The organism is Frigidibacter sp., assembly GCF_030695035.1.
Classification (GTDB): Bacteria; Pseudomonadota; Alphaproteobacteria; order Rhodobacterales; family Rhodobacteraceae; genus Frigidibacter.
Map to the genome: position 1 here is coordinate 1 of NZ_JAUYTT010000024.1, position 22,648 is coordinate 22,648.

Here is a 22,648-nt window from a genome sequence, read left to right on the forward strand (position 1 = left end):
CCCTCGCGCAGGGCCTGTGCAGGGCTGCGGGGGGGGGGGGGGCGCCATTCGGCAGCCGGCACTTGGTACTGTTGTATTCCACCGTGGAGGCAAAGCGCGGCCGGGTGGGAATGAAGTTGGTGTACCACATATCCGCGAGACCGACATTCAGCACCGGTTCATACAGCATCCCGGTTTCCACCAGCACCACCGTCTCTCCCAGAAGCATGTTGGGAAGGCGGTCCTTCTCGGCCGTGATGGAAGTGTCGCTATGGGCCGGATAATCGCTCGAGGTGGAATAGGACCAATAGCGCTTATAAACCTTTGCGCTGGTGTCGTAATAGACTGAACTGACCCGGATCCAGGTCGGATGATTTGTGCGGGTCAGATAGTCGAACATGTCATGCAGATCGCCGATGTAGCTCGGCCCGATGGCATCGGCCTCGCGCGAGATCATGTCGGAAATCGTGTAGGCGGCGCGCAGGTTGATTGCCTGTTCGCGGAAGGCGTCGAAGAACTGGTAGGACATTGTATAGCCCCAGATCCACAGGGGCAGCACCAGCGCCGCCTCGACAGTCATCGAGCCGCGGTTGTCGCGGGCAAAGCGGGTGACGGCGACACGAAGGCGGCGCAGCAGCGGGGGAAGGCGTCTGGTCATCGTCCCCTCCTAGCTCGGCTCGACGACGAAGGCGCTGGTCGAGATCAGCGCATAGGCCCCGGTGGCGTCCTTGGCCAGATCGAGGCCAAGGCCGGAGCCGGGGAACAGCGGGTCGAATACGGCGCAGGCCCGGATCAGCATCATCTGGTTGTCTTTGCCTTGGGTGAAAGTGGTGGCCGATTGCGCAGAGGCGGCGCGGTCCACGCAAGGCGCGTTGGTGCTTGGCAGCGTGGCGCCCTTGTCCACCTGCCGCATCTCGACCAGCACGGCATTGGTGCAATCGGGGATCACAGTCGCCTCGTCGCAGATCCGGGTCTTGACCTGGTCATGGGTCACGTCGGGAAACGACTGCAGGCGCAGGTCGCGCACCGCAAGGTCCACCGCCCGGTCCAGCATCACCTGCCGCAGCATCAAGATCCCGGATTCCGCCGCCGAGCACAGCAGGAAGGCAAAGACCGGGAATACGATCACGAATTCGATGGTCGAAGTGCCGGCCTCGTCGCCGCGAAAGCGACCAAGGCGCGCCCGGATCCACGTGAGGGGCGCGCGGATCATTGCGTCAGCCTCAGCATGTTGATGGCGTTGGCGATCCCGGCAAAGGCGTCGGCGATGGAACTGCCCTGCGCATCGTAATAATAGCTGTCGGCCGACACGCAGTTCTTCAGCGCGGTCTGTCCGGCCAAGGTCGCCTCATAGGCGATGGCGAACACGGTCACGCCCTTGGCCTTGGCTGCATCGCAGACAGATTTCAGCCGCGCGTTCTTGTCGCTGGCATCGGCATGGGCGATGGCAAGGTCTGCAAAGTCCGTGCTGACATTGGCGGCATTGTCAAAGTAGTAGCGACCATACCATTCCAGCGAGAATGTCTCCCACAGCTCTTGATAGGTCATCTGGGTCAGGGTGCCAAGATCGCGCTCGCGGTACCAGTAGCCCCTGCCATTGCTCTGGTTGTAATAATAATAGTCATAGTCGCCGCTCTTTTCGGGGCGGTAGTACAGGTAGTATTTCGTGCTGCCGCTCTTGTACCAGTACATCGGCGAGGGGCCGTTGCGATAGGGTTCGCGCACCGCATAGGTATTGGTGTTCTGCCCGTCGGTCATCAGCACCATGATCTTCATCGTGTCGATGTAATTCCAGTCGAAGGGCCGGCCCTTCAGCGCCGCATCGCCGCCATCCTGGATCATCTCGTCCATCACGTCCTGCATCGCCGGGTCCAGCAGCGCGATGCCCCATTTGGCGCCGATGTCGATGGCCGTGTCGCCCTCCGCCTCCAGCCCGCTGATTTTGCTCTTGATCGCGGTCTTGTCGCTGGAGAAGGGCAGCATCGTCGCATAGCTGTAGCTGTAGCATTCGCGAAAGGACGGCGATCTGGTGGAAGAGCTCGACCGCGCGTCGGCATGGGCGGTGCGGGGCAGGGACTGGGTGGCGGTGATCGAGGTCGTGTTGTAATCGGAGCTGAAGAAATCGACGCAGGCCGATTTGACGTGTTCGTTGGTCAAGTTCAGGTAGTCGGCAAAGTCGGTCGTCAGCTGCACCTGCTGGTGATAGGGTACGACCGAGATCGACAGCTTGCCCTGATTGGTGCCGGCGCCCTGCACGTTGGTGAACATCGTGTCGACGAAGCTGCTGGCGGCGGCGCGCAGCAGCGAGATCTTGGTGCCGATATACCGTCTTTGTGAATCGTAGACCTTGTCATCCATCGAGCCCGAAATGTCGAGCACCATCGAGATCTCGACATTGCCGATCTTTTCCTCGGCTGTGGCGGCCGCGGCGGTCTCCAGCGTGTCCACGCCGACCATCCGCATGAACCAGGTGTCGGTGGTCACGTCCAGCGTGCCGACGACCTTCTTCCATTCATTGTAGGTTCCCTTGGTCGCGGTTGCGACCGGCTCGAATTTCTCGATCCCGGCCTTCGCGAAATAGTCATCCACGACGGTCTGCGCATCGACGGTCTGGCTGATATCGGCGGCGGCTAGCACCGCGCGGTCCAGCGTGTATTGCGCCCGGGTCCGCTCTGTCTCGAAGCGCATCACGTCCAGCGAGACGCCGACAAGCAGCAAGATGGTGGTGAAGAGCAACAGGCCGAAGATCATGATCGAGCCGTCTTCGCTGCGGCGGAACCGGCTCAGGCGGCAGTTGGCTGCAGCCACGCCCTGCGCTGCCGGGAAGGCCGCTACCGAAATAAACCTGACTTTTGCGATACTGATCATGCCACGTCCCTCTCCCGGTCCCCACCGCGGTTTCTCCGCGCTCCTACACGGGCCGGTCCGATTGTTCATCTATGCCATGCCTTGGGGCGAAATTGGGGCGCCCCCGCGGAGGAAAACGTGCGATCTTGCGGCATTGGCGGACGGATACAGTTGCAATGCCGGATTGTCGCCGCCGCGGCGACGATGCCGCGGGCGAAGCCCCTCTTCCCGGTGCCAATGCGGCGCAAGCAAGACGGCCGCGCCCCACAAGGCCCGGCGAACTGCTGCCTGCAGGGGTGATTCGCTTAGTGCTTCCGTGACCGAACCCGCCTAGGCTGCTTCGGCAGGTCGTCACGTTTGGCCGCGTATAAGGGAGAATTCTGCAATGACCGTTACCGGGGAACCGAGTTTCCGCGAATCCGTGGATCTGATGTTCAATCGCGCCGTGGCAGTGATGGACCTGTCGCCGGGGCTGGAAGAAAAGATCCGGGTCTGCAACTCGACCTATACGGTGCGCTTCGGCGTTCGGCTGCGTGGCGACATCCACACCTTCACAGGCTACCGATCGGTCCATTCCGAGCATCAAGAGCCGGTCAAGGGCGGCATCCGCTATGCGATGAGTGTCAACCAGGATGAGGTCGAGGCGCTGGCCGCGCTGATGACCTACAAATGCGCTCTGGTCGAGGCGCCGTTCGGCGGCTCCAAGGGCGGGCTGCGCATCGACCCGCGCGAATGGGAAGAACATGAGCTGGAACGCATCACCCGCCGCTTCGCCTATGAGTTGATCAAGCGCGACCTGATCAACCCCAGTCAGAACGTGCCCGCCCCCGACATGGGCACCTCGGAACGCGAGATGGCCTGGATCGTCGACCAGTATCAGCGCATGAACACCACCGACATCAACGCCATGGCCTGCGTCACCGGCAAGCCGCTGCATCAGGGCGGCATCGCCGGCCGGGTGGAGGCGACGGGGCGTGGCTTGCAATACGGGCTCCGCGAGTTCTTCCGCCATCCCGAGGACGTGGCCAAGGCCGGCCTCTCCGGCGGCATCGAGGGCAAGCGCGTCATCGTGCAGGGCCTTGGCAACGTGGGCTATCACACCGCCAAATTCCTGTCCGAGGAAGACGGCGCGATCATCACCGGCATCATCGAGCGCGACGGCGCGATCTTCGCCAGCGGCGGGCTCGAGATCGAGGCGGTGCGCGACTGGATCCGCCTGAACGGCGGGGTCAAGGATTTCCCCGGCGCGACCTTCACCCCCGATGGCGCGGCGATGCTTGAAGCCGACTGCGACATCCTGATCCCGGCGGCGATGGAGGCGGTGATCAACCTGTCCAACGCGGCGCGGATCAAGGCCCCGCTGATCGTCGAGGCGGCGAACGGCCCGGTGACCGCAGGCGCCGATGCGGTGCTGCGCGACAAGGGCGTGGTGCTGATCCCCGACATGTACGCCAACGCCGGCGGCGTCACCGTGTCCTACTTCGAATGGGTCAAGAACCTCAGCCACATCCATTTCGGCAGGATGGAGCGCCGGCAGGAAGAGGCCCGCCACAAGCTGCTGGTCGATGAGCTGGAGCGGCTGTCCTCGGACAAGGGCCTGGGCTGGACCATGTCGCCGGGCTTCAAGGACAAGTATCTGCGCGGCGCGGATGAGCTGGAGCTGGTGCGTTCGGGCCTCGATGACACGATGCGCATTGCCTATCAGGCGATGCGCGAGGCCTGGCATGACCGCCCGGAAGTGACCGACTTGCGCATGGCCGCCTATGTGGTGGCGATCGACCGCGTGGCGAAGTCCTACCGCTCCAAGGGCCTTTAACGCCCGGTGCCTCGGCCAGCCAAGGTCGCTGCGCAGAATTTCGGCCGTCGACGAAATTCTGCTGTGCCCGCCCTGCGGGGGGCGGGCACATTCGTGCCCACCCGGGCGGGCCCATCAGAATTTGGCACCGTGGCGCCAAGCAGCACCCCCCTTGCCCTGCGGCTTGCGCCTTCGGGCAACCGGCGCGGGTGACTTGCCGCTGGCAAGTCCCCTGATCGCGCCAGAAACGGGCCCCGCACCCCCCCACAATCCTCTCAACCACGCGCGCCCTTGAAAAAGGCGGTTTCACCCGGCGCCCTGCGCGGCTATACCGGCCCGGGTTTGACGCCTGAGGAGCAATGCGCAATGGCAAACGTCGTCGTGGTCGGGGCCCAGTGGGGTGACGAAGGCAAAGGCAAGATCGTCGATTGGCTGTCGGAACGGGCCGACGTGATCGCGCGCTTCCAGGGCGGGCATAATGCCGGCCATACGCTGGTGATCGGCGAGAAGGTGTTCAAGCTGTCGCTGCTGCCCTCGGGCATCGTGCGCCCCGGCAAGCTTGCCGTGATCGGCAATGGCGTGGTGCTGGACCCCTGGGCGCTGTTCGCGGAAATCGACAAGCTGGCAGCGCAGGGCGTGGCGATCAGCCCCGAGAACCTGATGATCGCGGAAAACGCTCCGCTGATCCTGCCGCTGCACCAAGACCTCGACAAGCTGCGTGAGGATGCCGCCGGCAAGGCCAAGATCGGCACCACGGGCCGCGGCATCGGCCCGGCATACGAGGACAAGGTCGGCCGCCGGGTGATCCGTGTTGCCGATCTGGCCGATCCCGACACGCTCGCCGCCCGCATCGACCGCCTGCTCGCGCACCATGACCCGCTGCGCGCCGGCCTTGGCGCAACCCCCATCGACCGAGCCGCGCTGGAAGCCAAGCTGGCCGAGATCGCGCCTAAGCTGCTGCAATATGCGCAACCGGTGTGGAAGGTGCTTGGCGACATGCGCCGCGCCGGCAAGCGCATCCTGTTCGAGGGCGCGCAGGGCAGCCTTCTCGACATCGACTTCGGCACCTATCCCTATGTCACCTCCTCGACCACCATGTCGGGTATGGCCGCCACCGGCACCGGGCTTGGCCCCTCGGCCATCGGCTTCGTGCTGGGGATCGTCAAGGCCTACACCACCCGCGTCGGCGAGGGCCCGTTCCCGACCGAGCTGACCGACGCGGTTGGCCAACGGCTAGGTGAGCGCGGCCATGAGTTCGGCACCGTCACTGGCCGCAAGCGCCGCTGCGGCTGGTTCGATGCGGTTCTGGTGCGTCAGACCTGCGCCATCTCCGGCGTCAACGGCATCGCGCTGACCAAGCTCGACGTGCTGGACGGGTTCGACACGCTGAAGATCTGCGTGGGGTATGAGATTGACGGCGTGAAATACGACTACCTGCCCACCGCCGCGGCGCTTCAGGCCCGCGTCGTGCCGATCTACGAGGAAATGGACGGCTGGCAGGAAAGCACCCAAGGTGCACGCTCTTGGGCCGAGCTGCCGGCGGCGGCGATCAAATATGTGCGGCGGATCGAGGAACTGATCCATTGCCCCGTCGCCATGCTGTCGACCAGCCCCGAGCGTGACGACACCATCCTCGTCACCGATCCTTTCGAGGATTGAGGATGGCGCTGTCCTACCGCGCCCGCCGGCGGCTGTCGCTGCTGATCCTGCTGGTCGGGATGCCGCTCTATGTCATCGCCGCGGTCACCCTGGTGAACTGGTTCGATGCGCGCTTCGGCCGGTTGCCGATCGCGGCGGAGTTCGTGGTCTATGTGCTGCTGGGGATGATCTGGATCCTGCCTTTCCGCGCGGTGTTCCGCGGGGTGGGGCAGCCCGATCCGGACGCTGCGCCCGCGGCCCCGCGGCCCGCGCGAAGTTCCACGCATGATACCGCGTCGGACGGTTCCGGCGACGCCTCGGCGGACTGACCAGACAGCAAAACGCCGAAGCAGCCCAAGGCGCTTCGGCGTTTTCATATTGCGTCGCTGCGCCCTCAGCGTGCCGCGCGGCGCGCTTCCGACATGAAGCGCGATGTGTCCGAGATGGCGAACTGGCCGCGCTTCACCTTCTGGATCTTGCCCTCGCGCAGCAGCATCCCGAAGGACCGCAGGCTGGCCTCGCGGCTGTAATCGGCCTCCTCCGCCAACCGCGCCACCTTCTTGATGATCTGCGGACGCGAGAAATGCGGGCGCCCCTCGACAGCTGCGGTGTAGGCAGCGGCGGCCTCCAGCAGGTCGGCGAGGCCGTTCGCGCCAAGACGATCCGCGAAATCGGCAAAGCTGCGGGCTTCCTCGGGCGTCGGCGCCGGCACGTCGTCTTCGGCCTCGTCCTCGGTATCCAGCATCTCGGTCAACCGCAGGGTGCTTGTCGTCACCCGGCGCGGGCGGATCGCGCCAACCTCTTGCGCCTGCGTTGCCGCGGGGCGGTCCACCCGCTGTTCCGACACCAGCACCAGCGGCGCCTGCTGGCGGTCGGCGCCCGGGCGGGCCGTCTGGGCGCTGGCGTCGCCGGGCCGGCGCGGGCGCACGGCTTTGGTCAGATCGTCGCGGTAGCGGTCGATGGCCTCTTCGCTGTCCTGCACCAGCGCGGTGCCCGCGGCCTGCGTCTGCAGCGCGCGGTCGGCGACGGTGGCAGCCACCGCGGCTTTCAGATGCGCGATGGCCGAGAAGCGGCGGCGGGTTTCGCTGCCTTCCAGCCTTGTGTTGGCCGTCTCGATCAGCCGCGAGACCGCAGCCTCATCCGCCGGGCCGCGGCCCAGAACCGGACGATCGGTACCGGTATCGCTGCCCACGATCTCGGCATCCTCGATCTCGATTTCGGGCTTGCGCGGAGCCTCGGGCTGCTGGCGCTGCATCTGCGGGGCGGGGGGAGCGGCGGGGGCATCAATGGCGGCGCGGAGCCCGGGGGCCTCACGTTCCACCGCAGCCAGTTCGGCCATCAGATCGGCCTCATCCTCCGCCGACAGCCCGGTATCGCCCAAGGCCGCGCCAATGCCGCTCAGCACCGGATCGGCGTCGGATTCGGGGGCCGGTTGCGGGGCGGGCTGCGGCGCAACCTGCGCCTCGGCCACCTCGATGCGCCGCACCTTGATCACCCGCGCCCGGGCGCGCTGCAGGGCGTTCTCGGCGCGCAGTTCGGGCTGGGGTTCGGGCTGGGGCTCAGGCGCGGCTTCAGCTTCCGGCTCGGGTTGGGCTTCAGCCTCCGGCTCCGGGTCGGCTTCCAGCTCGGGCTGAACCTCGGCTTCCGTCTCGAAAAAGCCAGTGTTGTCGTCGGCCTCAACCGCAGTCTCTTCCGCAAGCTCGTAAGCCTCGGCCGCAACCAAATCCTCGTCTTCGCCATCAAGGCGCGTCTCGGCGGCGAGCATGTCGGCAATGGCATCGGGCAGCGCCTCGGGCGCAATGTCCGTCAGCGCAACCTGTTCGGCGCGGCTCTCCGAGATGTCCTCGCCCTCATCCCAGCCAGACAGGTCCAGCGCATCGTCTTGCGCCGCGGCCTCTTGCTCTGCGCTGTCTTCTGCCGCATCGTCCTCAACCGTCGTATCGGGCCAGACACCCGCGGCCACAAAGCCGAGTTCGGTGCTCTCGGCGGGCTCCGCCAGCACCGGCGCCGCTTCTTCCATCTCAAGGTCGCGAACCAGATCGGTCAGCGCCACGATCTCGGCATCCTGCGCCTCAGCTGTTTCGACAGCGACGAACTCCGCGGCGGGCCAATCTTCGGCAACCGGCTCTTCGGCAACCGGCTCTTCGGAGGTCAGCTCTTCCGCAACGACCGCTTCGGTGACAAATTCATCAGCTACCGCGACCGGCTCCTCCTGAGCCAGAGCGGCAGCGAGCGAGTCCAGCAACGCGGTTTCCTCGTCGGCCGCTGCGAGGGCAGGCGTTTCGTCGGCCGCAGCCTCAGCCTCGGCCGCCTTCTGCGGTGCCCAAGCCGTGGCGTCTTCGATGTCGGCGGCCGGTTCATCGGCGACTTCAGCTTTGGCCCGGGCGGTCGCGGTCTCTGCCACGGCTTCGATCTCAGGCGACAGTGTGTCCGCCTCGGCTGCGGTTTCTTCGTCGAATTCAGCCGCCACCGGCTCCACAACAGCCTCGGCGGCCATCGCCTCTGGTGCGGGCGCATCAACCTCCACTGCCTCGCCCGCCGCAGCGCGGCTGCCGGCGACGGCGGCGCGGATGCGCATCAGCTTGGCGGCGACGCTTTCGGCTTCGGCGCTGCCAGCTTCGGCGGTGGGGCGCAGGGTCGGGGTGTCGTCCTCGATATCTTCGGCAATCGGCTGGGTGGCGGGAGCCTGCGCCGCGACATGCAGCACGGAGGTTTCAACCGGGGCCACTTCGGCAACCACAGGGGCCGGCGCGGCGGGCTGGCCCATCGTCACCCGCGGCGGGGCCTCGGGGGCGGCGCTGTCCTCTTGCCGCAGCACCACGCCATTCGCCTCGATCTTCGCCTCGACCCGGCGCTGGATCTCGCGCTCGGCGATGCGGTGCAGCATCTCGGCATCGGGGGTGGGCGGCTCGGCGCCGAAGTAGCGGTCTTCGGCGGCAAGCTCGCGGAAGTATTCCGCAATGGCCTTCATGGTCGAGAAGGGATCGTCAAATCCTTCCAGAGTGCACGAGAACGTGCCGTAGGACACCGTCAGGATTTTACTCGCACCGACCATTTATCTCGCCTCTCCCAGAACTGCGTGGATGCACCCTCTATGGCAAACGGATCGTTACCGTGGGCGGAATGAGGAAAAATCAAGGAATGAATCCGGCCGAGGTTGCCTTCCGCTGCCTTAATTGGGATCAGTATCCGCATGACGGAAGCCCTTGTCCAATCAAAGACCGGCGTCACCCTGCTTGGCGGCGGGGATTTCGCATATGAGGATCTGGAGATGGCGCTGGACCTTGCGCCTCTGCTGGTCGCTGCCGATGGCGGGGCCGACGGGGCGCTGGCGGCGGGGCGGATGCCGGACGCGGTGATTGGCGATTTCGATTCGATCAGCGCCGAGGCGCGTGCCGCGATCCCGGCAGAGCGGCAGCATAGGGTGCCAGAGCAGAACTCCACCGATTTCGGAAAATGCCTGCGGCTGGTGCAGGCGCCGTTCCTGATCGGGCTCGGCTTCGCCGGTCTGCGGCTGGACCACACGCTGTCGGTGATGACGGCGCTGGCGACGCATCCGCATCAGCGCTGCCTGATCCTTGGCCCCGAGGATGTGATCTTCCTCTGCCCGCCGCATCTGTCCTTGCTGCTGGAGCCCGGCACCCGGCTGTCGCTGTTCCCGATGGGGCCGGCCACGGGCCGCTCTACCGGGTTGCGCTGGCCCATCGACGGGCTGGACTTCGCCCCCGCCGGGCGGATCGGCACCTCGAACGAGGCCACGGGGCCGCTGGAGTTGCAGATCGAGGGGCCGATGCTGGTGCTGCTGCCGCGGGCCTGGCTCAGACCCGCGCTCGAGGCGCTGCTGGCAACCGGGTAGCGCGCGCCGTCACCCGCTCACGGTGGATGACGTAGAGGCCCGAGGCGACGATGATGGCGATCCCCGTCCAGGTCATCCCGCCGGGGAAGTCCTTGAAGAACAGATAGCCGAACAGCGTGGCCGTCACGATCTCGAGGTAATGCAGCGGCGCCAGCGTCGACGAGGGCGCGAATTGCAGCGCATAGGTGATCGCCATATGGCTGATCGTGGCGGCAAGACCGACACCGAAGCACCAGCCCCAGAAGGGCAGCGATTGCGGCAGCGCGAAGGCCAGCGCCGGCACGCCGGAGAGGTGCCCAAGCGCCAGCAGCGGCAGGCAGATCAGCGCCGCCGCAATGGCGGTATGCAGCTGCATGGTCACCGCATGCATCTCGCGGCTCAGCCGCCGGGTGATGAGCATGTAGAGCGCGAAGAAGAGCGCGGTGCCGAGCGGGAACAGCGCCACCGCGCCGAACATGGCGAAGGAGGGCTGGATCACCAGCAGCGCGCCGCCAAAGCCGACCGCCGCAGCCCCCAGCCGCCGCGGGCCGACCTGTTCGTGTAGCACCAGCTTGCCGATGAGGAGGATGATGAAGGGCTCGACAAAGGCCACCGCCAGCGCATCGGCGATGGGCATCACCTGCACCGCCGCGACGAAGCAGAAGGTGGCGAGGATCGAGACCACCGCCCGGGCCAGCAGCAGCCGCAGCGCGACCGGGGTCATCCGCCAGGACAGGCCCATGACCAGCACCACCGGCAGCATCAGCGCCGCCTGCACCACGAAGCGGCCAAGCGTGACCACCCCCACCGGCACGCCCTGTGCGGCGGCCTTGGACGAGACGTCGATCAGCGGCGCGATCACGCAAAAGGCGATCATCAGCGCCACGCCGGGCAGGATGCGGTCAGGGGCCAGAATGCGGGCGGGGGAGTGGGTCATGGGGCCTTGGCTAGCGGGGGGCGGTGGGGGCGTCCATCCTGAAAGCGACATGCCCGGGGCGAAGGCGATTGCGGCCCTGCGGGCCAGGTCTTTTGTCTCGCCGCCGCAGGGCGGCGGCTCGGTGCCTCCGGCGGGGATATTTTTGCAAAGAAGAAAGGGGGTGTTGTTCAGCAATTCGGCACGTTCACCGCGAGGCCGCCGAGGGAGGTTTCCTTGTACTTTTCATGCATGTCGCGCCCGGTCTGCCGCATCGTCTCGATACAGGCGTCGAGCGGGACCAGATGCTGGCCGTCGCCGCGCAAGGAGAGCGAGGCGGCGGAGACGGCCTTGATCGCGCCAAGCCCGTTGCGCTCGATGCAGGGCACCTGCACCAGCCCGCGGATCGGGTCGCAGGTCATGCCGAGGTGATGTTCCAGCGCGATCTCGGCGGCGTTTTCCACCTGTTCCGGGGTGCCGCCCAGAACCGCGGCGAGGCCCGCGGCGGCCATCGCGGCGGCGCTGCCGACCTCGGCCTGGCAGCCGCATTCCGCGCCCGAGATCGAGGCATTGGTCTTGACCAGCCCGCCAATGGCGGCGGCGGTCAGCAGGAATTCCCCGATCCGGGCGCGGCTGGCCCCCGGCACATGATCGAGCCAGTAGCGCATCACCGACGGCACCACGCCCGAGGCGCCGTTCGTGGGAGCGGTCACGACCTGACCCCCCGCTGCGTTTTCCTCGTTCACTGCCATCGCATAGGCGCTCATCCAGTCATTGATCGCATGGGGGGCGGTCAGGTTCAGCCCGCGCTCGGCCAGCAGCGCCTCGTGGATCGACTTTGCGCGGCGGCGGACGTTCAGACCGCCGGGCAGGATGCCGCCCGTGGCAAGGCCGCGGTCGATGCAGGCATTCATCACCTCCCAGATCCGGGCGATGCCGGCGTCGATCTCGGCGGGCTTGCGGAACACCTCTTCGTTGGCGCGCTTCATCTGCGCGATGCTGCGGCCCGAGGCGGCGGCCATCGCCAGCATCTCGGCGGCGCTGCGGAACGGGTAGGGCACCGGGGCGGGGGCAGAGAGGGCGGCGTCGGTGATGCCGGCCTGTTCCGCCTCGGTCAGCACGAAGCCGCCGCCGATGGAGAAGAAGGTCTCGCGCAGGATCACGTCACCCTGCGCGTCGGTCGCCATCAGGATCATGCCATTGGCATGGCCGGGCAGCGGCGCGCCATAGTCGAAGATCAGGTCGCGGCCCGGGTCGAAGGCCAGGGGCGGCAGTCCCGGCGCGTCGATCACATGGCGCGCGGCGATATCGGCCAGCGCCGCCTCGGCCTTCTCATGGTCATAGCTCGCAGGCTCGAACCCGGCGAGGCCGAGGATGGTGGCGCGGTCGGTGGCATGGCCCTTGCCGGTGAAGGCGAGCGAGCCGTGCAGGCTGGCGCGCAGCCCGTAGAAGCGGAAGGGCGAGGCGCGCATCATGTCCAGGAACCGCGCCCCGGCCACCATCGGGCCCATGGTGTGCGAAGACGACGGGCCGACGCCCAGCTTGAAGATGTCGAAGACGGAGAGGAACATGGGGGAGGGGGCTTCCTGTTGCGCGCCCTTCAACGTGGCCCCTCAGCGCCGCCAGCGCCATCCGAAAAGCGACCTTGCCGGGCGGGACTGCGGCGCATCGCACCGCTCCTTGGGCGAATTGCCCCTCGCACGCGGGCGGTAGTTTGCCTATAACCCGAGGCGACACAGGACCCGGAGTGACCGATGCCCGCAGAGCTTTCCCCGATCGACAAGGCCAAGTTCGCCGCCGCCAAGCGCGCCGTGGACTTTGTGGAGGACGGTATGCGTGTCGGGCTCGGCACCGGGTCCACCGCCGCCTGGATGGTGCGCTGCCTGGGCGAGCTGGTGCGCGAGGAGGGGTTGCGGATCACCGGCGTGCCGACCTCGAGCCGCACCGCCGATCTGGCGCGCCAAGTGGGCATCACCGTCGTCGGGCTCGACGAGGCGAAATGGCTGGACCTGACCATCGACGGCACCGATGAGTTCGACGCGCATCTGAACCTGATCAAGGGCGGCGGTGGCGCGCTGCTGCAAGAAAAGATCGTCGCCACCGCATCCGACCAGATGATCGTGATCGCCGATGCCGCCAAGGAAGTTGCGCAGCTGGGGGCCTTCCCGCTGCCGGTGGAGGTGGTGCCGTTTGGCTGGCAGACCACCAAGGCGCTGATCGAGGAAACGCTGGTCAGCCTTGACGTGCTTGGCCGCTCCACCTCCCTGCGGCTGAACGGGCAGCAGCCCTTCATCACCGATGAGGGCAATTACATCGTCGATCTGCACCTGAACCGCATCGGCAATGCGCGGCAGCTGGCGCTGGTCATCAACCAGATCCCGGGCGTCGTGGAAAACGGCCTCTTCATCGACATCTGCGACGTGGTGATCATCGGGCAGGGCGACGGCCGGGTCGAGCTGCGCGACATCAACCGCGGCACGGTCGAGCATGACCGGATCGACTTTGTCGATGCCGAGAACATCTTCGCCGATCTCGGGGACTGAGCTTATGGAATTCGACTACGACCTCTTCGTCATCGGTGGCGGCTCGGGCGGTGTGCGCGCCGCGCGGATTGCGGCGGGAACGCATGGCGCCCGCGTCGGCCTGGCCGAGGAATACCGCATGGGCGGCACCTGCGTGATCCGCGGCTGCGTGCCGAAAAAGCTGATGGTCTTCGCCTCCAGCTTCCCTACGGCGATGGCCGATGCGCAGGCCTATGGCTGGCAGGTGACGGTGGGCGCTCTGGACTGGAGCGCCTTCCGCGCCAAGCTCGACAGCGAGCTGGACCGGCTGGAGATGGCCTATCGCGGCGGGTTGTCGAGTGCCGGGGTGGAGGTGCATGACTGCCGCGCCACGGTGGTGGATGCCCATACCGTGCATCTGGCGGGCGGCAAGACCGTGCGTGCCAAGCATATCCTTGTCGCGGTCGGTGGCCGCCCCTTCGTGCCGCAGTTCCCGGGGTCAGAGCATGTGCTGACCTCGAATGACATCTTCAAGCTCGATGCGCTGCCCGCCTCGGTGCTGATCGTCGGCGGCGGCTATATCGCCTGCGAGTTCGCCTGCATCCTCGCCGGCCTTGGCGTGAAGGTGACGCAGTTCCAGCGCAGCGCCCGCATCCTGAAAGAATTCGACGAGGAAGCCGTCGATCTGGTGGCCGAGGACATGAAGGCGCAAGGTATCGACCTGCATTGCGGCGTCGTGGTCTCCGGCATCGAACCCGAGGGGGACGGCTTCCGCGTGACCTGCATGGACGGGCGCACCGATGTGTTCGGCAAGGTGATCTACGCCACCGGGCGCGTGCCCAACACGGACGGGCTGGGGCTGGAGGCGGCAGGGGTCGCGCTTGGCCGCGGCGGCAAGGTGCCGGTCGATGGCTGGAGCCAGACCACCGTCCCTTCGATCTATGCGGTGGGCGACGTGACGGACCGCATCCAGCTGACCCCGGTCGCGATTCGCGAGGGCCATGCCTTTGCCGATACCGTGTTCGGCGCCGACCCGCGCCAGCCCGATCACGATCTCGTCGCCTCGGCGGTGTTCACGACGCCCGAATTGGCAACCGTGGGCCTGACCGAGGATGCGGCGCGGGCGCAGGGGCCGGTCGAGGTCTATGTGTCGAGCTTCAAGCCGATGCGCTCGGCCTTTGCCGGGCGGGCCGACCGGGTGCTGATGAAACTCGTGGTCTGCAAGGACACGCGCCGCGTTCTGGGCTGCCATATCGTCGCACCCGAGGCGGGCGAGATGATCCAGATGGTGGCCATTGCGATGAAGATGGGCGCGACCAAAGAGGATTTCGACCGCACCTGTGCGGTGCATCCGACGATGGCGGAAGAGCTGGTCACAATGCGAAAGCCGGTGCGCACAGCTTGATTTCGGCGCTGCGATGACCAGTTAGCAAGACAACCGGTAAACGGAACTTAAAGGGAAGACGGGCTTATGAGCAATGGAGGTCCCTGGGGGGGCGGCGGAGGCAGCGGCGGGAATGACGATGACAAGCGCGGGCAGAAACGCCCGGGCGAAGGCTCGCAGATCCCCGAAATCGAAGAAATCATGAAGAAGGGCCAGGAGCAGCTTCGCGTGCTCATGGGCGGGCGCGGCCCCCGCGGCCCGCAGCCGCCCGGTGGCAGCAGCGGCCCCAAGGGCCCGGCCTTTTCGCGCGGCACCCTTGGCATTGCGGCGCTTGCCGCGGTCGGCCTCTGGGCCTTTGCGTCCTTCTACACGGTGCGTCCCGAAGAGAAATCCGTTGAGCTGTTCCTTGGCGAATTCTCGGCCTTGGGTGAGCCCGGCCTGAACTTCGCGCCCTGGCCGCTGATCACCGCCACGGTGATCCCGGTCACGCCCGAACGGACCGTGGATATCGGCATGTCGCGCAGCGGCGTCGCCGAAGCCGGCCTGATGCTGACCGGTGACGAGAACATCGTCGATATCGACTTCCAGGTCGTGTGGAACATCTCGGACCCGCAGCGCTACCTCTTCAACCTGCGCGACCCCGAGGCGACCGTGCGCGCAGTGTCGGAATCGGCGATGCGCGAGATCATCGCGCAAAGCCCGCTGGCCCCGATCCTGAACCGCGACCGCGGGCTGATCGCGGCGCGGCTGCAGGAAATGATCCAGACCACGCTCGACAGCTATGACAGCGGGCTGAACGTGGTGCGTCTGAACTTCGACCGCGCCGATCCGCCGGCCGAGGTGATCGACGCCTTCCGCGAAGTGCAGGCCGCCGAACAGCAGCGCACGCGCCTGCAGAACGAGGCGGATGGCTATGCCAACCGCGTCCTCGGCCAGGCCCGAGGTGACGCGGCGCAGATCGTCGAGGAATCCGAAGGCTACCGCGCCCAGGTCGTCAACGAGGCCGAGGGTGAGGCGAGCCGCTTCAGCGCGGTTCTGACCGAATATTCCAAGGCCCCAGAGGTGACGCGCAAGCGCCTTTACCTCGAGACCATGGAAGACGTGCTTGGCGGCGTGGACAAGATCGTGATCGACCAGAGCGCTATGGGTAGTCAGGGCGTCGTGCCGTTCTTGCCGTTGAACGACTTGGGACGCGGCGCGCCCGCAGCAGCCACCGCCTCCGGCGGCCCCGCCACGACCACCGGAGGCACCAACTGATGAACCGCACAGCCATTCTTCTCGGCGTCGCCGTCGTTGCCGTGGTCGGGCTCCTGTCCTCGGTCTTCATCGTGGACGAGCGCGAAAAGGCGCTGGTCCTGCAATTCGGCCAGATCAAGTCGGTCAAGGAAGAGCCGGGTCTGGCGTTCAAGATACCGCTGATCCAGGAAGTCGTGCGCTATGACGACCGCATCTTGTCGCGTGACATCGACCCGATCGAAGTCACGCCGCTGGATGACCGCCGTCTGGTGGTCGATGCCTTCGCGCGCTACCGCATCACCGATGTGGTGCAGTTCCGCCAGGCCGTCGGCGTTGGCGGCACGGCCTCGGCCGAGGCGCGGATCGACCTGATCCTGCGCTCGCGTCTGCGCGAGGTTCTGGGCTCGGTCACGTCCGACTCGATCCTGTCGGTCGATCGGGCGGCGCTGACCACGCGGATCCGCGACAGTGCCCGCACCGAGGCTGCCGGCCTTGGGGTCGAGATCATCGACGTGCGGCTGATCCGGACCGACCTGCCGGAACAGAACCTCGAAGCCACCTTCGCCCGGATGCGGGCAGAGCGCGAACGCGAGGCGGCCGACGAGATCGCCCGCGGTAACGAGGCGGCGCAGCGGGTTCGCGCGCAGGCCGACCGGACCGTGGTGGAAACCGTCTCCGACGCGCGCCGTCAGGCCGAGATCATCCGCGGCGAAGCCGATGCGCTGCGCAACGGGATCTATGCCGAGGCGTTCGGGGCGGACCCGGAGTTCTTCGAGTTCTACCGCTCGCTCAGCGCCTATACCACCGCGCTGCAGCCCGGAAATTCGACGCTGGTGCTGTCGCCAGACAGTGAATTCTTCAGCTTTCTGAACCAATCTGGTGCCGGCACTCCTGCTGCGGGCCCGGTCATAGCCCCGGCGGCGGCAGAGGCTCCAGCCGCAGAAGCTCCGGCAGAAGCCGAGGCTCCTGCGGAAGTGGCTCCGGTAGAAACGCCGGCTGAAGAGGCTCCGGCGGAAACAACTCCGGCCCCGGCAGCTCCGGCTCCGGCGAACTGAGATCATGGCGCTCCTGATCCTCGCGGTCGGGTTGGTGCTTGCGGTGGAGGGGCTGGTGCTTGCGCTGGCCCCTTCGCGTATCGAGACTGCGCTGGACTGGCTGCGCGCGCAGGCGGCCGAGCGGCGGCGAATGCTCGGCCTCGGGGCACTGGCGGTGGGTGTGGCGCTGATCTGGCTGGCCCGCAGCCTCGGCGCCTGACCCGCGGCAATGAACCGGGGGCGGCGCTGTTTCAGGGCGCTCACCCGCATGTGACGGGGCGCGACCGGGTGTGGCTTGCAATGCGGCCTGCGCAACCCGACAACAGGGAAAGCCATTCCCGTCAGGGAAACCGGCGATGAGGATAAGGGGAGTACAATATGTCAACTCGGGACATGTCCCAAACGCTGCAGCCGGACCGGCTTGCGCCGCGGGGACGCAGCGCGCTGCACATGCTGTGGGTCGCGGCCATCGGCTTTGCTCTGGTCATCGGCCAGACCGTGCCGTCCGCCGCCCGCGCAGCGCCGGAGAGCTTTGCAGACCTCGCCCAGCAGGTCAGCCCGGCCGTGGTCAACATCACTACCTCGACCACCGTGGCCGCGCCCGCCGCGCCGCGCGGGCCCATGCTGCCCGAGGGCTCGCCCTTCGAGGATTTCTTCCGCGAGTTCATGGATCCTGAAGGGCAGGGGCCGTCGACGCCCCGCCGCTCCGACGCGCTCGGCTCGGGCTTCGTGATCTCGGAAGACGGCTTCATCGTCACCAACAACCACGTCATCGAAGGCGCGGACGAGATCGAGATCGAGTTCTTCTCGGGCAAGACCCTTCCGGCCGAAGTGGTCGGCACCGATCCCAAGACCGATATCGCGCTGCTGAAGGTCGTCAGCGATGCGCCGCTGCCCTTCGTCAGCTTCGGTGACAGCGACGTGATGCGCGTCGGCGACTGGGTGATGGCGATGGGCAACCCGCTCGGGCAGGGTTTCTCGGTCTCGGCCGGGATCGTCTCGGCCCGCAACCGCGAGCTGGCCGGCACCTATGACGACTTCATCCAGACCGACGCCGCCATCAACCGCGGCAACTCGGGCGGACCGCTGTTCAACATGGAAGGGCAGGTCATCGGCGTGAACACCGCGATCCTGTCGCCCAATGGCGGGTCGATCGGCATCGGCTTCTCGATGGCCTCGAACGTGGTCGGCAAGGTCGTGACCCAGCTGAAAGAGTTCGGCGAGACCCGCCGCGGCTGGCTCGGCGTCAAGATCCAGGACGTGACCCCGGATGTGGCCGAAGCCATCGGCATCGAGGCCGCCGCCGGCGCGCTGGTCACCGATGTGCCCGAAGGCCCGGCGATGGATGCCGGCATGAAGGCGGGCGACGTGATCACCAGCTTTGACGGTGGCAATGTGTCCGACACCCGCGATCTGGTCCGCCGTGTGGCCGATGCCGATGTCGGCAAGGCGGTGCGCGTGATCGTGCTGCGCGACGGCCGCACCGAGACGCTGCTGGTCACGCTTGGCCGCCGCGAAGAGGCCGAGGCCACTGCGACCCCCGTCGCAGCCGATGCCCCGCAGGCACCGGCGCAAGAAGAGATGCTGGGCATGACGCTCTCGCCGCTCGACAGCGAGATCGCCGCCGAACTGGGCCTGCCCGCCGATGCCAGCGGTCTTGTTGTGCGCGAGATCGACGAGACTGGCGCCGCCTTTGAAAAGGGCCTGCGCGCCGGCGACGTGATCGCCGAGGCCGGCCAGCAGAAGGTGGCGACCCTCGCCGACCTGCAGGACCGCATCGACGAGGCGAAAGAGGCGGGCCGCAAGTCGCTGCTGCTTCTGATCCGCCGCGAGGGCGAGCCGCGCTTTGTCGCGCTGTCGGTCGAGTGAGCAGGGTTGCATGGGATGAGAAAGGGGCGCCTCCGGGCGCCCTTTTTGTTGGAGGGGAGTCGGTTGGACGTGCCACTCGCACCGCGGGCTGGGTTGGAGAGGCTTCACTCTCGGCCACCGCATTGCCGGTGAAACCGGCACCGCCCACTGCGCCTACCCCCTCCGACTGCACCCGCAGCAGTGGCGAAGGCCATCGCCTTCGCCAATCGACTCCTTTTCAACCTGCACCGGTCGGGCCTCAAAGGCCCGGCCAGCGCCCGCCCCGCCCCTGGCGGGCGCTGTCCTCAGTCGGTCTATCGCTGCCAGCGGCACCGGGGGCATCCGTCCCGCACGGGCGGGGGCGAGGCAGTGCCTCGCCTTCTCCCGCCCGACTTGACCGTGCGCTCATGCGCGACAGCGAACCGGAGTGATAGCCTCGCCCCTATTCCCGCCCCATTGCCCCCGCACCCATCGCCCTGTACCAAAATCCCATGACCCACGCCCCCGCACCGCCCCGCGCCACCAGAGTGCTCGCCCTCGACCTCGCGCGCACGGCGGCACTGGCCTGCATGGCGGTGTTCCACTTCACCTTCGATCTGGAGCTGTTCGGCTACATCTCGACCGGCACCACCACCAGCGGTGGTTGGGCGATCTTCGCCCGGGCCATCGCCGGCAGCTTCCTGTTCCTTGCGGGCATCAGCCTCGCACTGGCGCACGGAGGCGGCATCCGCTGGCGCAGCGCCCTGCGCCGGCTGGCGATGATCGCCGGGGCTGCCGCGGTGATCACGATTGCCACCCGGATCGCCATCCCGGACCAGTTCATCTTCTTCGGCATCCTGCACAGCATCGCCTTCGCCAGCCTAGCTGGCCTCGCCTTCGTGCGCCTGCCCCCCGCGCTGCCGCTGCTCGCCGCGGTGGCCGTCTGGCTGGCCCCCCGCTGGCTGTTCCTGCCGGCCTTCGACGCGCCCTGGCTGCAATGGGTGGGGCTTGGCACGCTGATCCCGCGCTCTGTGGATTTCGTGCCGGTCTTTCCGTGGTTCGCGCCGGTGCTGCTTGGCATCGCGGTGGGCAACACGCTGGCGCATCAAGGGGTCTGGGCGCGGCTGGCGATGGGACCGGCAAGCCCATCCCGCGTGCTGGCGCTGCTGGCCTGGCCCGGGCAGCACAGCCTCGCGGTCTATCTCGCGCATCAGCCGGTGCTGATCGCCCTTGTCTGGGCCGCCACGCAGATCCTGCGCTAAGGCTCAGCCCTCGCTGCTGCCCACCGCAATCAGCCCCAGATCCCGCGCCGCCGCGAGCGACAGCACGGACGAGTCCAGCCCCCGCTCTGCCTGAAACCGCCGCACCGCTCGCCCGGTCGGGGCATCCATCTCGCCGGTGACCAGCCCGTGGAACAGCCCCCGCGCCGCCAGCGCCCGCTGAGCGGTGGCAATGAAGTCGGGCGACATCTCGGCCGGGCAGGGGGTGCGGAACCACAGCTCCGCCCGCTCGCGCACGATCGCCTGCCGGGTGACGGTGCGATAGCTGGCCGGGCGCAGCACCGCCCCATCCGCGGCCAGCTCTGCGGGCCGGTCCACCACCTGCTCGGTCACCGTCTCGATCAGTGCCGGGGAAATCTGCTTGCCCCAGCAGGCCTCCTTGGGTCCGGTCGGGGCGCTGCTGCCAAGCGGGCGGGTGAGGGCCTCTGCGGCATAGTCCTGGGCGACATCGGGCGCCGCGACCCGGGCCGGGCCGCAGCCCGCCAGCAGCAGCGCGGCAAGGAGTGCTGCGCGGCGAAGCGACAGGGGAAGGGCGCGGGGCACAAGGGGGCGCATCATCAAGGTCGGGCGGTCTTTCTGTCGGGCGCCGTGTCCGCTGCACGCGGCTTTGCGCAAGATAACCGCTTGAGCGGCCGCCGGAAAGCCCCGCACGCGGGCGCTCTGAGGCACTGGCAAATCGGTCGCAGGTGTCCTATGTCGGCAGGCAAAGGACCGCAGGGAAGCACAGCGATGGCCAAGATCACCTACGTCGAACATACCGGTACCCGCCACGAGGTCGAGGTCGCCCCCGGCCTCACGGTGATGGAGGGTGCGCGCGACAATGGCGTGCCGGGGATCGAGGCCGATTGCGGCGGTGCCTGCGCCTGTTCGACCTGCCATGTCTATGTCGATGCCGCCTGGCTGGACCGGATGCCCGCCAAGGACGCGATGGAAGAGGACATGCTGGATTTCGCCTGGCAACCCGACCCGGCCCGCTCGCGCCTCACCTGCCAGATCAAGGTGACCCCGGCGCTGGACGGGCTGGTTGTGCACCTTCCCGAACGGCAGATCTGAGCCATGCGCGGCGGGGCTCTGGCCGCGCTGCTGGCGCTCTGGCCCTTTGCCGCCCACGCCGAGCCGATCCGCGCGGCTGACTACGCCGCCCCGACCGACCGCTACCCCCATGGCGCCCTCGGCGATGATCTTGAATGGGGCGCGCTGGTGCTGAGCCTCGGCACCGAGCGGCACCGCTTCACCCTGCCGGACGAGCTGGTCTTCGAAGACACCGCCCCCCGCCTCGCCGATCTGGACGGTGACGGCGCGCCCGAGGTGATCGTGGTGGAAAGCCACATCTCCCAAGGCGCCCGGCTCGCGGTCTGGGGCCCCGAGGGCCGCATCGCCGCCACAGCTTTCATCGGTACCCGCTTCCGCTGGCTCGCCCCGCTCGGGGCCGCCGATCTGGATGGCGACGGGCGGGTGGAGATCGCCTATGTCGAGACCCCGCATCTGGGCCGCACCCTGCGCTTCGTGCGGCTGGAGGGCGACCGGCTGGTGCCGCTGGCCGCGCAACCCGGCCTGACCAACCACCGCTTCGGTGACCCGCAGATACAGGGCGGCATCGCGCCTTGCCCCGGCGGCCCGGTGATCGTGACCGCCGATGCCGGCTGGCAGCGGATCATCCGCACAGGCTGGCAGGACGGGCGGCTGACCCCCGAGGATGCCGGCCGCTACACCGGCCCGGACAGCCTCGTACCGCAGCGCGCCTGCAAGCGCTGATCCGCCGCCTGTTCGCTATCGGAAACCCGCTGCCACGATCCGGCCCGCCCGTTCCCGGATCGCGCCCCTCGCTGTCGCCTTTCGCGCCGCCGCCGTCGCTTCGGGGCTGGCGCATCCGCCGCCGCCGCGCATTGTGCTGGTCAGCCTCAAGACCCCCGCGCGAAGGATACCCCACGAATGACCGCCTATGTGCTGACCGTCACCTGCCCCTCGCGCCGCGGCATCGTCGCCGCGATCTCGGGCTTTCTGGCCGACAAGGGCTGCAACATCACCGATTCTGCCCAGTTCGACGATCTGGAGACGGGCCAGTTCTTCACCCGCACCACCTTCACCAGCGAGACCGGTGCCACGCTCCCCGCCCTCACCGAAGCCTTCGCCGCCATCGCCGAGCCCTTCGGGATGGACTGGGCGATCCACGACGCCGCCCACCGGGTGAAGGTGCTGCTGATGGTCTCCAACTTCGGCCATTGCCTGAATGACCTGCTCTACCGCTGGCGCATCGGCGCGCTGCCGATCGAGATCGTGGGCGTGGTGTCGAACCATCTGACCTATCAGAAGGTGGTCGTGAACCACGACATCCCCTTCCACCTGATCAAGGTGACGAAGGAGAACAAGCCCGAGGCC

Annotated in this window: 21 protein-coding genes; 14 read left to right on the top strand and 7 right to left on the bottom strand. The window is 67.4% G+C overall.

From position 1 onward, the window contains the following. The 3 genes from Q8S30_RS19810 to Q8S30_RS19820 all read right to left on the bottom strand — a co-directional run. Nucleotides 1-637 (bottom strand): TadE/TadG family type IV pilus assembly protein (locus Q8S30_RS19810; RefSeq protein WP_305667754.1); only part of this gene is annotated, 637 nt, incomplete at its 3' end. A gap of 9 nt (nt 638-646) precedes the next feature. Next, nucleotides 647-1,192, bottom strand: a complete 546-nt coding sequence (locus Q8S30_RS19815; RefSeq protein WP_305667755.1) for a TadE/TadG family type IV pilus assembly protein — start codon at nt 1,190-1,192, stop codon at nt 647-649. Then, nucleotides 1,189-2,847 carry a Tad domain-containing protein gene (locus Q8S30_RS19820; RefSeq protein ID WP_305667756.1) on the bottom strand — a complete coding sequence of 553 codons (1,659 nt, stop codon included), beginning with the start codon at nt 2,845-2,847 and terminating at the stop codon, nt 1,189-1,191. The genes Q8S30_RS19815 and Q8S30_RS19820 overlap by 4 nt, the downstream gene beginning before the upstream one ends. A gap of 364 nt (nt 2,848-3,211) precedes the next feature. Here Q8S30_RS19820 and Q8S30_RS19825 point away from each other — a divergent pair, with 364 nt between their 5' ends. The 3 genes from Q8S30_RS19825 to Q8S30_RS19835 all read left to right on the top strand — a co-directional run bounded on the left by Q8S30_RS19825 (nt 3,212) and on the right by Q8S30_RS19835 (nt 6,588). After that, nucleotides 3,212-4,642, top strand: coding sequence for a Glu/Leu/Phe/Val dehydrogenase (locus Q8S30_RS19825; RefSeq protein ID WP_305667757.1), 1,431 nt, complete (start codon nt 3,212-3,214; stop codon nt 4,640-4,642). Between the two features lie 345 nt (nt 4,643-4,987). Then, nucleotides 4,988-6,280, top strand: coding sequence for an adenylosuccinate synthase (locus tag Q8S30_RS19830; protein WP_305667758.1), 1,293 nt, complete (start codon nt 4,988-4,990; stop codon nt 6,278-6,280). A gap of 2 nt (nt 6,281-6,282) precedes the next feature. Beyond that, entirely contained in the window at nt 6,283-6,588 is a 306-nt protein-coding gene (locus tag Q8S30_RS19835; protein ID WP_305667759.1) for a DUF2842 domain-containing protein, read from the top strand. A 65-nt stretch (nt 6,589-6,653) separates the two neighbouring features. Here the strand turns inward: Q8S30_RS19835 and Q8S30_RS19840 are convergent, their stop codons facing one another. After that, entirely contained in the window at nt 6,654-9,314 is a 2,661-nt protein-coding gene (locus Q8S30_RS19840; protein WP_305667760.1) for a hypothetical protein, read from the bottom strand. Between the two features lie 138 nt (nt 9,315-9,452). On the opposite strand from Q8S30_RS19840, the gene Q8S30_RS19845 reads away from it, so the two are divergent. Beyond that, nucleotides 9,453-10,115 (top strand): thiamine diphosphokinase, encoded by a 663-nt coding sequence (locus Q8S30_RS19845; RefSeq protein ID WP_305667761.1) that lies wholly within the window; start codon nt 9,453-9,455, stop codon nt 10,113-10,115. Here Q8S30_RS19845 and Q8S30_RS19850 read toward each other — a convergent pair. Together Q8S30_RS19850 and Q8S30_RS19855 are read right to left on the bottom strand one after the other, a co-directional pair. Beyond that, nucleotides 10,078-11,031, bottom strand: coding sequence for a DMT family transporter (locus Q8S30_RS19850; protein ID WP_305667762.1), 954 nt, complete (start codon nt 11,029-11,031; stop codon nt 10,078-10,080). The two genes, Q8S30_RS19845 and Q8S30_RS19850, sit on opposite strands and share 38 nt — an antisense overlap. 167 nt (nt 11,032-11,198) lie before the next feature. Beyond that, nucleotides 11,199-12,578 (bottom strand): L-serine ammonia-lyase, encoded by a 1,380-nt coding sequence (locus Q8S30_RS19855; RefSeq protein ID WP_305667763.1) that lies wholly within the window; start codon nt 12,576-12,578, stop codon nt 11,199-11,201. 183 nt (nt 12,579-12,761) lie between these two features. Between Q8S30_RS19855 and rpiA the strand changes: the two genes are divergently transcribed. From rpiA to Q8S30_RS19890, 7 genes are all read left to right on the top strand, one after another. Then, a complete protein-coding gene (gene rpiA / locus Q8S30_RS19860) occupies nt 12,762-13,550 on the top strand; it encodes a ribose-5-phosphate isomerase RpiA (protein ID WP_305667764.1) in 789 nt (262 codons plus the stop codon). Between the two features lie 4 nt (nt 13,551-13,554). Then, nucleotides 13,555-14,913 (top strand): glutathione-disulfide reductase, encoded by a 1,359-nt coding sequence (gene gor, locus Q8S30_RS19865; protein ID WP_305667765.1) that lies wholly within the window; start codon nt 13,555-13,557, stop codon nt 14,911-14,913. 66 nt (nt 14,914-14,979) lie between these two features. After that, a complete protein-coding gene (hflK, locus tag Q8S30_RS19870) occupies nt 14,980-16,149 on the top strand; it encodes an FtsH protease activity modulator HflK (protein WP_305667766.1) in 1,170 nt (389 codons plus the stop codon). After that, the gene (gene hflC / locus Q8S30_RS19875; protein ID WP_305667767.1) at nt 16,149-17,183 is read left to right on the top strand and encodes a protease modulator HflC; all 1,035 of its coding nucleotides are present in this window, start codon (nt 16,149-16,151) and stop codon (nt 17,181-17,183) included. Before hflK ends, hflC begins: the two co-directional genes overlap by 1 nt. A 4-nt stretch (nt 17,184-17,187) precedes the next feature. After that, a complete protein-coding gene (locus Q8S30_RS19880; RefSeq protein WP_305667768.1) occupies nt 17,188-17,382 on the top strand; it encodes a DUF2065 domain-containing protein in 195 nt (64 codons plus the stop codon). 173 nt (nt 17,383-17,555) lie between these two features. After that, entirely contained in the window at nt 17,556-19,031 is a 1,476-nt protein-coding gene (locus Q8S30_RS19885; RefSeq protein ID WP_371135562.1) for a Do family serine endopeptidase, read from the top strand. Nucleotides 19,032-19,501: 470 nt separating this feature from the next. After that, entirely contained in the window at nt 19,502-20,251 is a 750-nt protein-coding gene (locus Q8S30_RS19890; RefSeq protein ID WP_305667769.1) for a heparan-alpha-glucosaminide N-acetyltransferase, read from the top strand. A gap of 3 nt (nt 20,252-20,254) precedes the next feature. Here the strand turns inward: Q8S30_RS19890 and Q8S30_RS19895 are convergent, their stop codons facing one another. Beyond that, nucleotides 20,255-20,827 (bottom strand): peptidoglycan-binding domain-containing protein, encoded by a 573-nt coding sequence (locus Q8S30_RS19895; RefSeq protein WP_305667770.1) that lies wholly within the window; start codon nt 20,825-20,827, stop codon nt 20,255-20,257. Between the two features lie 171 nt (nt 20,828-20,998). Here Q8S30_RS19895 and Q8S30_RS19900 point away from each other — a divergent pair, with 171 nt between their 5' ends. The 3 genes from Q8S30_RS19900 to Q8S30_RS19910 all read left to right on the top strand — a co-directional run. Further along, nucleotides 20,999-21,322: a 2Fe-2S iron-sulfur cluster-binding protein gene (locus tag Q8S30_RS19900; protein WP_305667771.1), complete on the top strand. Its 324-nt coding sequence runs from the start codon at nt 20,999-21,001 to the stop codon at nt 21,320-21,322. Between the two features lie 3 nt (nt 21,323-21,325). Next, nucleotides 21,326-22,024, top strand: coding sequence for a VCBS repeat-containing protein (locus Q8S30_RS19905; RefSeq protein WP_305667772.1), 699 nt, complete (start codon nt 21,326-21,328; stop codon nt 22,022-22,024). A gap of 177 nt (nt 22,025-22,201) precedes the next feature. After that, nucleotides 22,202-22,648, top strand: a 447-nt coding sequence (locus tag Q8S30_RS19910; protein WP_305667773.1) for an ACT domain-containing protein, incomplete at its 3' end; no start/stop codon positions are given.

Excerpts from the sequence above, each read along its gene's own strand:
- Q8S30_RS19845 (WP_305667761.1), top strand. The coding sequence starts at position 9,453 with ATGACGGAAGCCCTTGTCCAATCAAAGACCGGCGTCACCCTGCTTGGC.
- Q8S30_RS19825 (WP_305667757.1), top strand. The coding sequence starts at position 3,212 with ATGACCGTTACCGGGGAACCGAGTTTCCGCGAATCCGTGGATCTGATG.
- Q8S30_RS19905 (WP_305667772.1), top strand. The coding sequence starts at position 21,326 with ATGCGCGGCGGGGCTCTGGCCGCGCTGCTGGCGCTCTGGCCCTTTGCC.
- Q8S30_RS19835 (WP_305667759.1), top strand. The coding sequence starts at position 6,283 with ATGGCGCTGTCCTACCGCGCCCGCCGGCGGCTGTCGCTGCTGATCCTG.
- gor (WP_305667765.1), top strand. The coding sequence starts at position 13,555 with ATGGAATTCGACTACGACCTCTTCGTCATCGGTGGCGGCTCGGGCGGT.
- Q8S30_RS19855 (WP_305667763.1), bottom strand. The coding sequence starts at position 12,578 with ATGTTCCTCTCCGTCTTCGACATCTTCAAGCTGGGCGTCGGCCCGTCG.
- hflK (WP_305667766.1), top strand. The coding sequence starts at position 14,980 with ATGAGCAATGGAGGTCCCTGGGGGGGCGGCGGAGGCAGCGGCGGGAAT.
- Q8S30_RS19895 (WP_305667770.1), bottom strand. The coding sequence starts at position 20,827 with ATGATGCGCCCCCTTGTGCCCCGCGCCCTTCCCCTGTCGCTTCGCCGC.
- Q8S30_RS19880 (WP_305667768.1), top strand. The coding sequence starts at position 17,188 with ATGGCGCTCCTGATCCTCGCGGTCGGGTTGGTGCTTGCGGTGGAGGGG.
- hflC (WP_305667767.1), top strand. The coding sequence starts at position 16,149 with ATGAACCGCACAGCCATTCTTCTCGGCGTCGCCGTCGTTGCCGTGGTC.
- Q8S30_RS19815 (WP_305667755.1), bottom strand. The coding sequence starts at position 1,192 with ATGATCCGCGCGCCCCTCACGTGGATCCGGGCGCGCCTTGGTCGCTTT.
- Q8S30_RS19885 (WP_371135562.1), top strand. The coding sequence starts at position 17,556 with ATGTCCCAAACGCTGCAGCCGGACCGGCTTGCGCCGCGGGGACGCAGC.
- Q8S30_RS19890 (WP_305667769.1), top strand. The coding sequence starts at position 19,502 with ATGACCCACGCCCCCGCACCGCCCCGCGCCACCAGAGTGCTCGCCCTC.
- rpiA (WP_305667764.1), top strand. The coding sequence starts at position 12,762 with ATGCCCGCAGAGCTTTCCCCGATCGACAAGGCCAAGTTCGCCGCCGCC.
- Q8S30_RS19850 (WP_305667762.1), bottom strand. The coding sequence starts at position 11,031 with ATGACCCACTCCCCCGCCCGCATTCTGGCCCCTGACCGCATCCTGCCC.
- Q8S30_RS19830 (WP_305667758.1), top strand. The coding sequence starts at position 4,988 with ATGGCAAACGTCGTCGTGGTCGGGGCCCAGTGGGGTGACGAAGGCAAA.
- Q8S30_RS19820 (WP_305667756.1), bottom strand. The coding sequence starts at position 2,847 with ATGATCAGTATCGCAAAAGTCAGGTTTATTTCGGTAGCGGCCTTCCCG.
- Q8S30_RS19840 (WP_305667760.1), bottom strand. The coding sequence starts at position 9,314 with ATGGTCGGTGCGAGTAAAATCCTGACGGTGTCCTACGGCACGTTCTCG.
- Q8S30_RS19900 (WP_305667771.1), top strand. The coding sequence starts at position 20,999 with ATGGCCAAGATCACCTACGTCGAACATACCGGTACCCGCCACGAGGTC.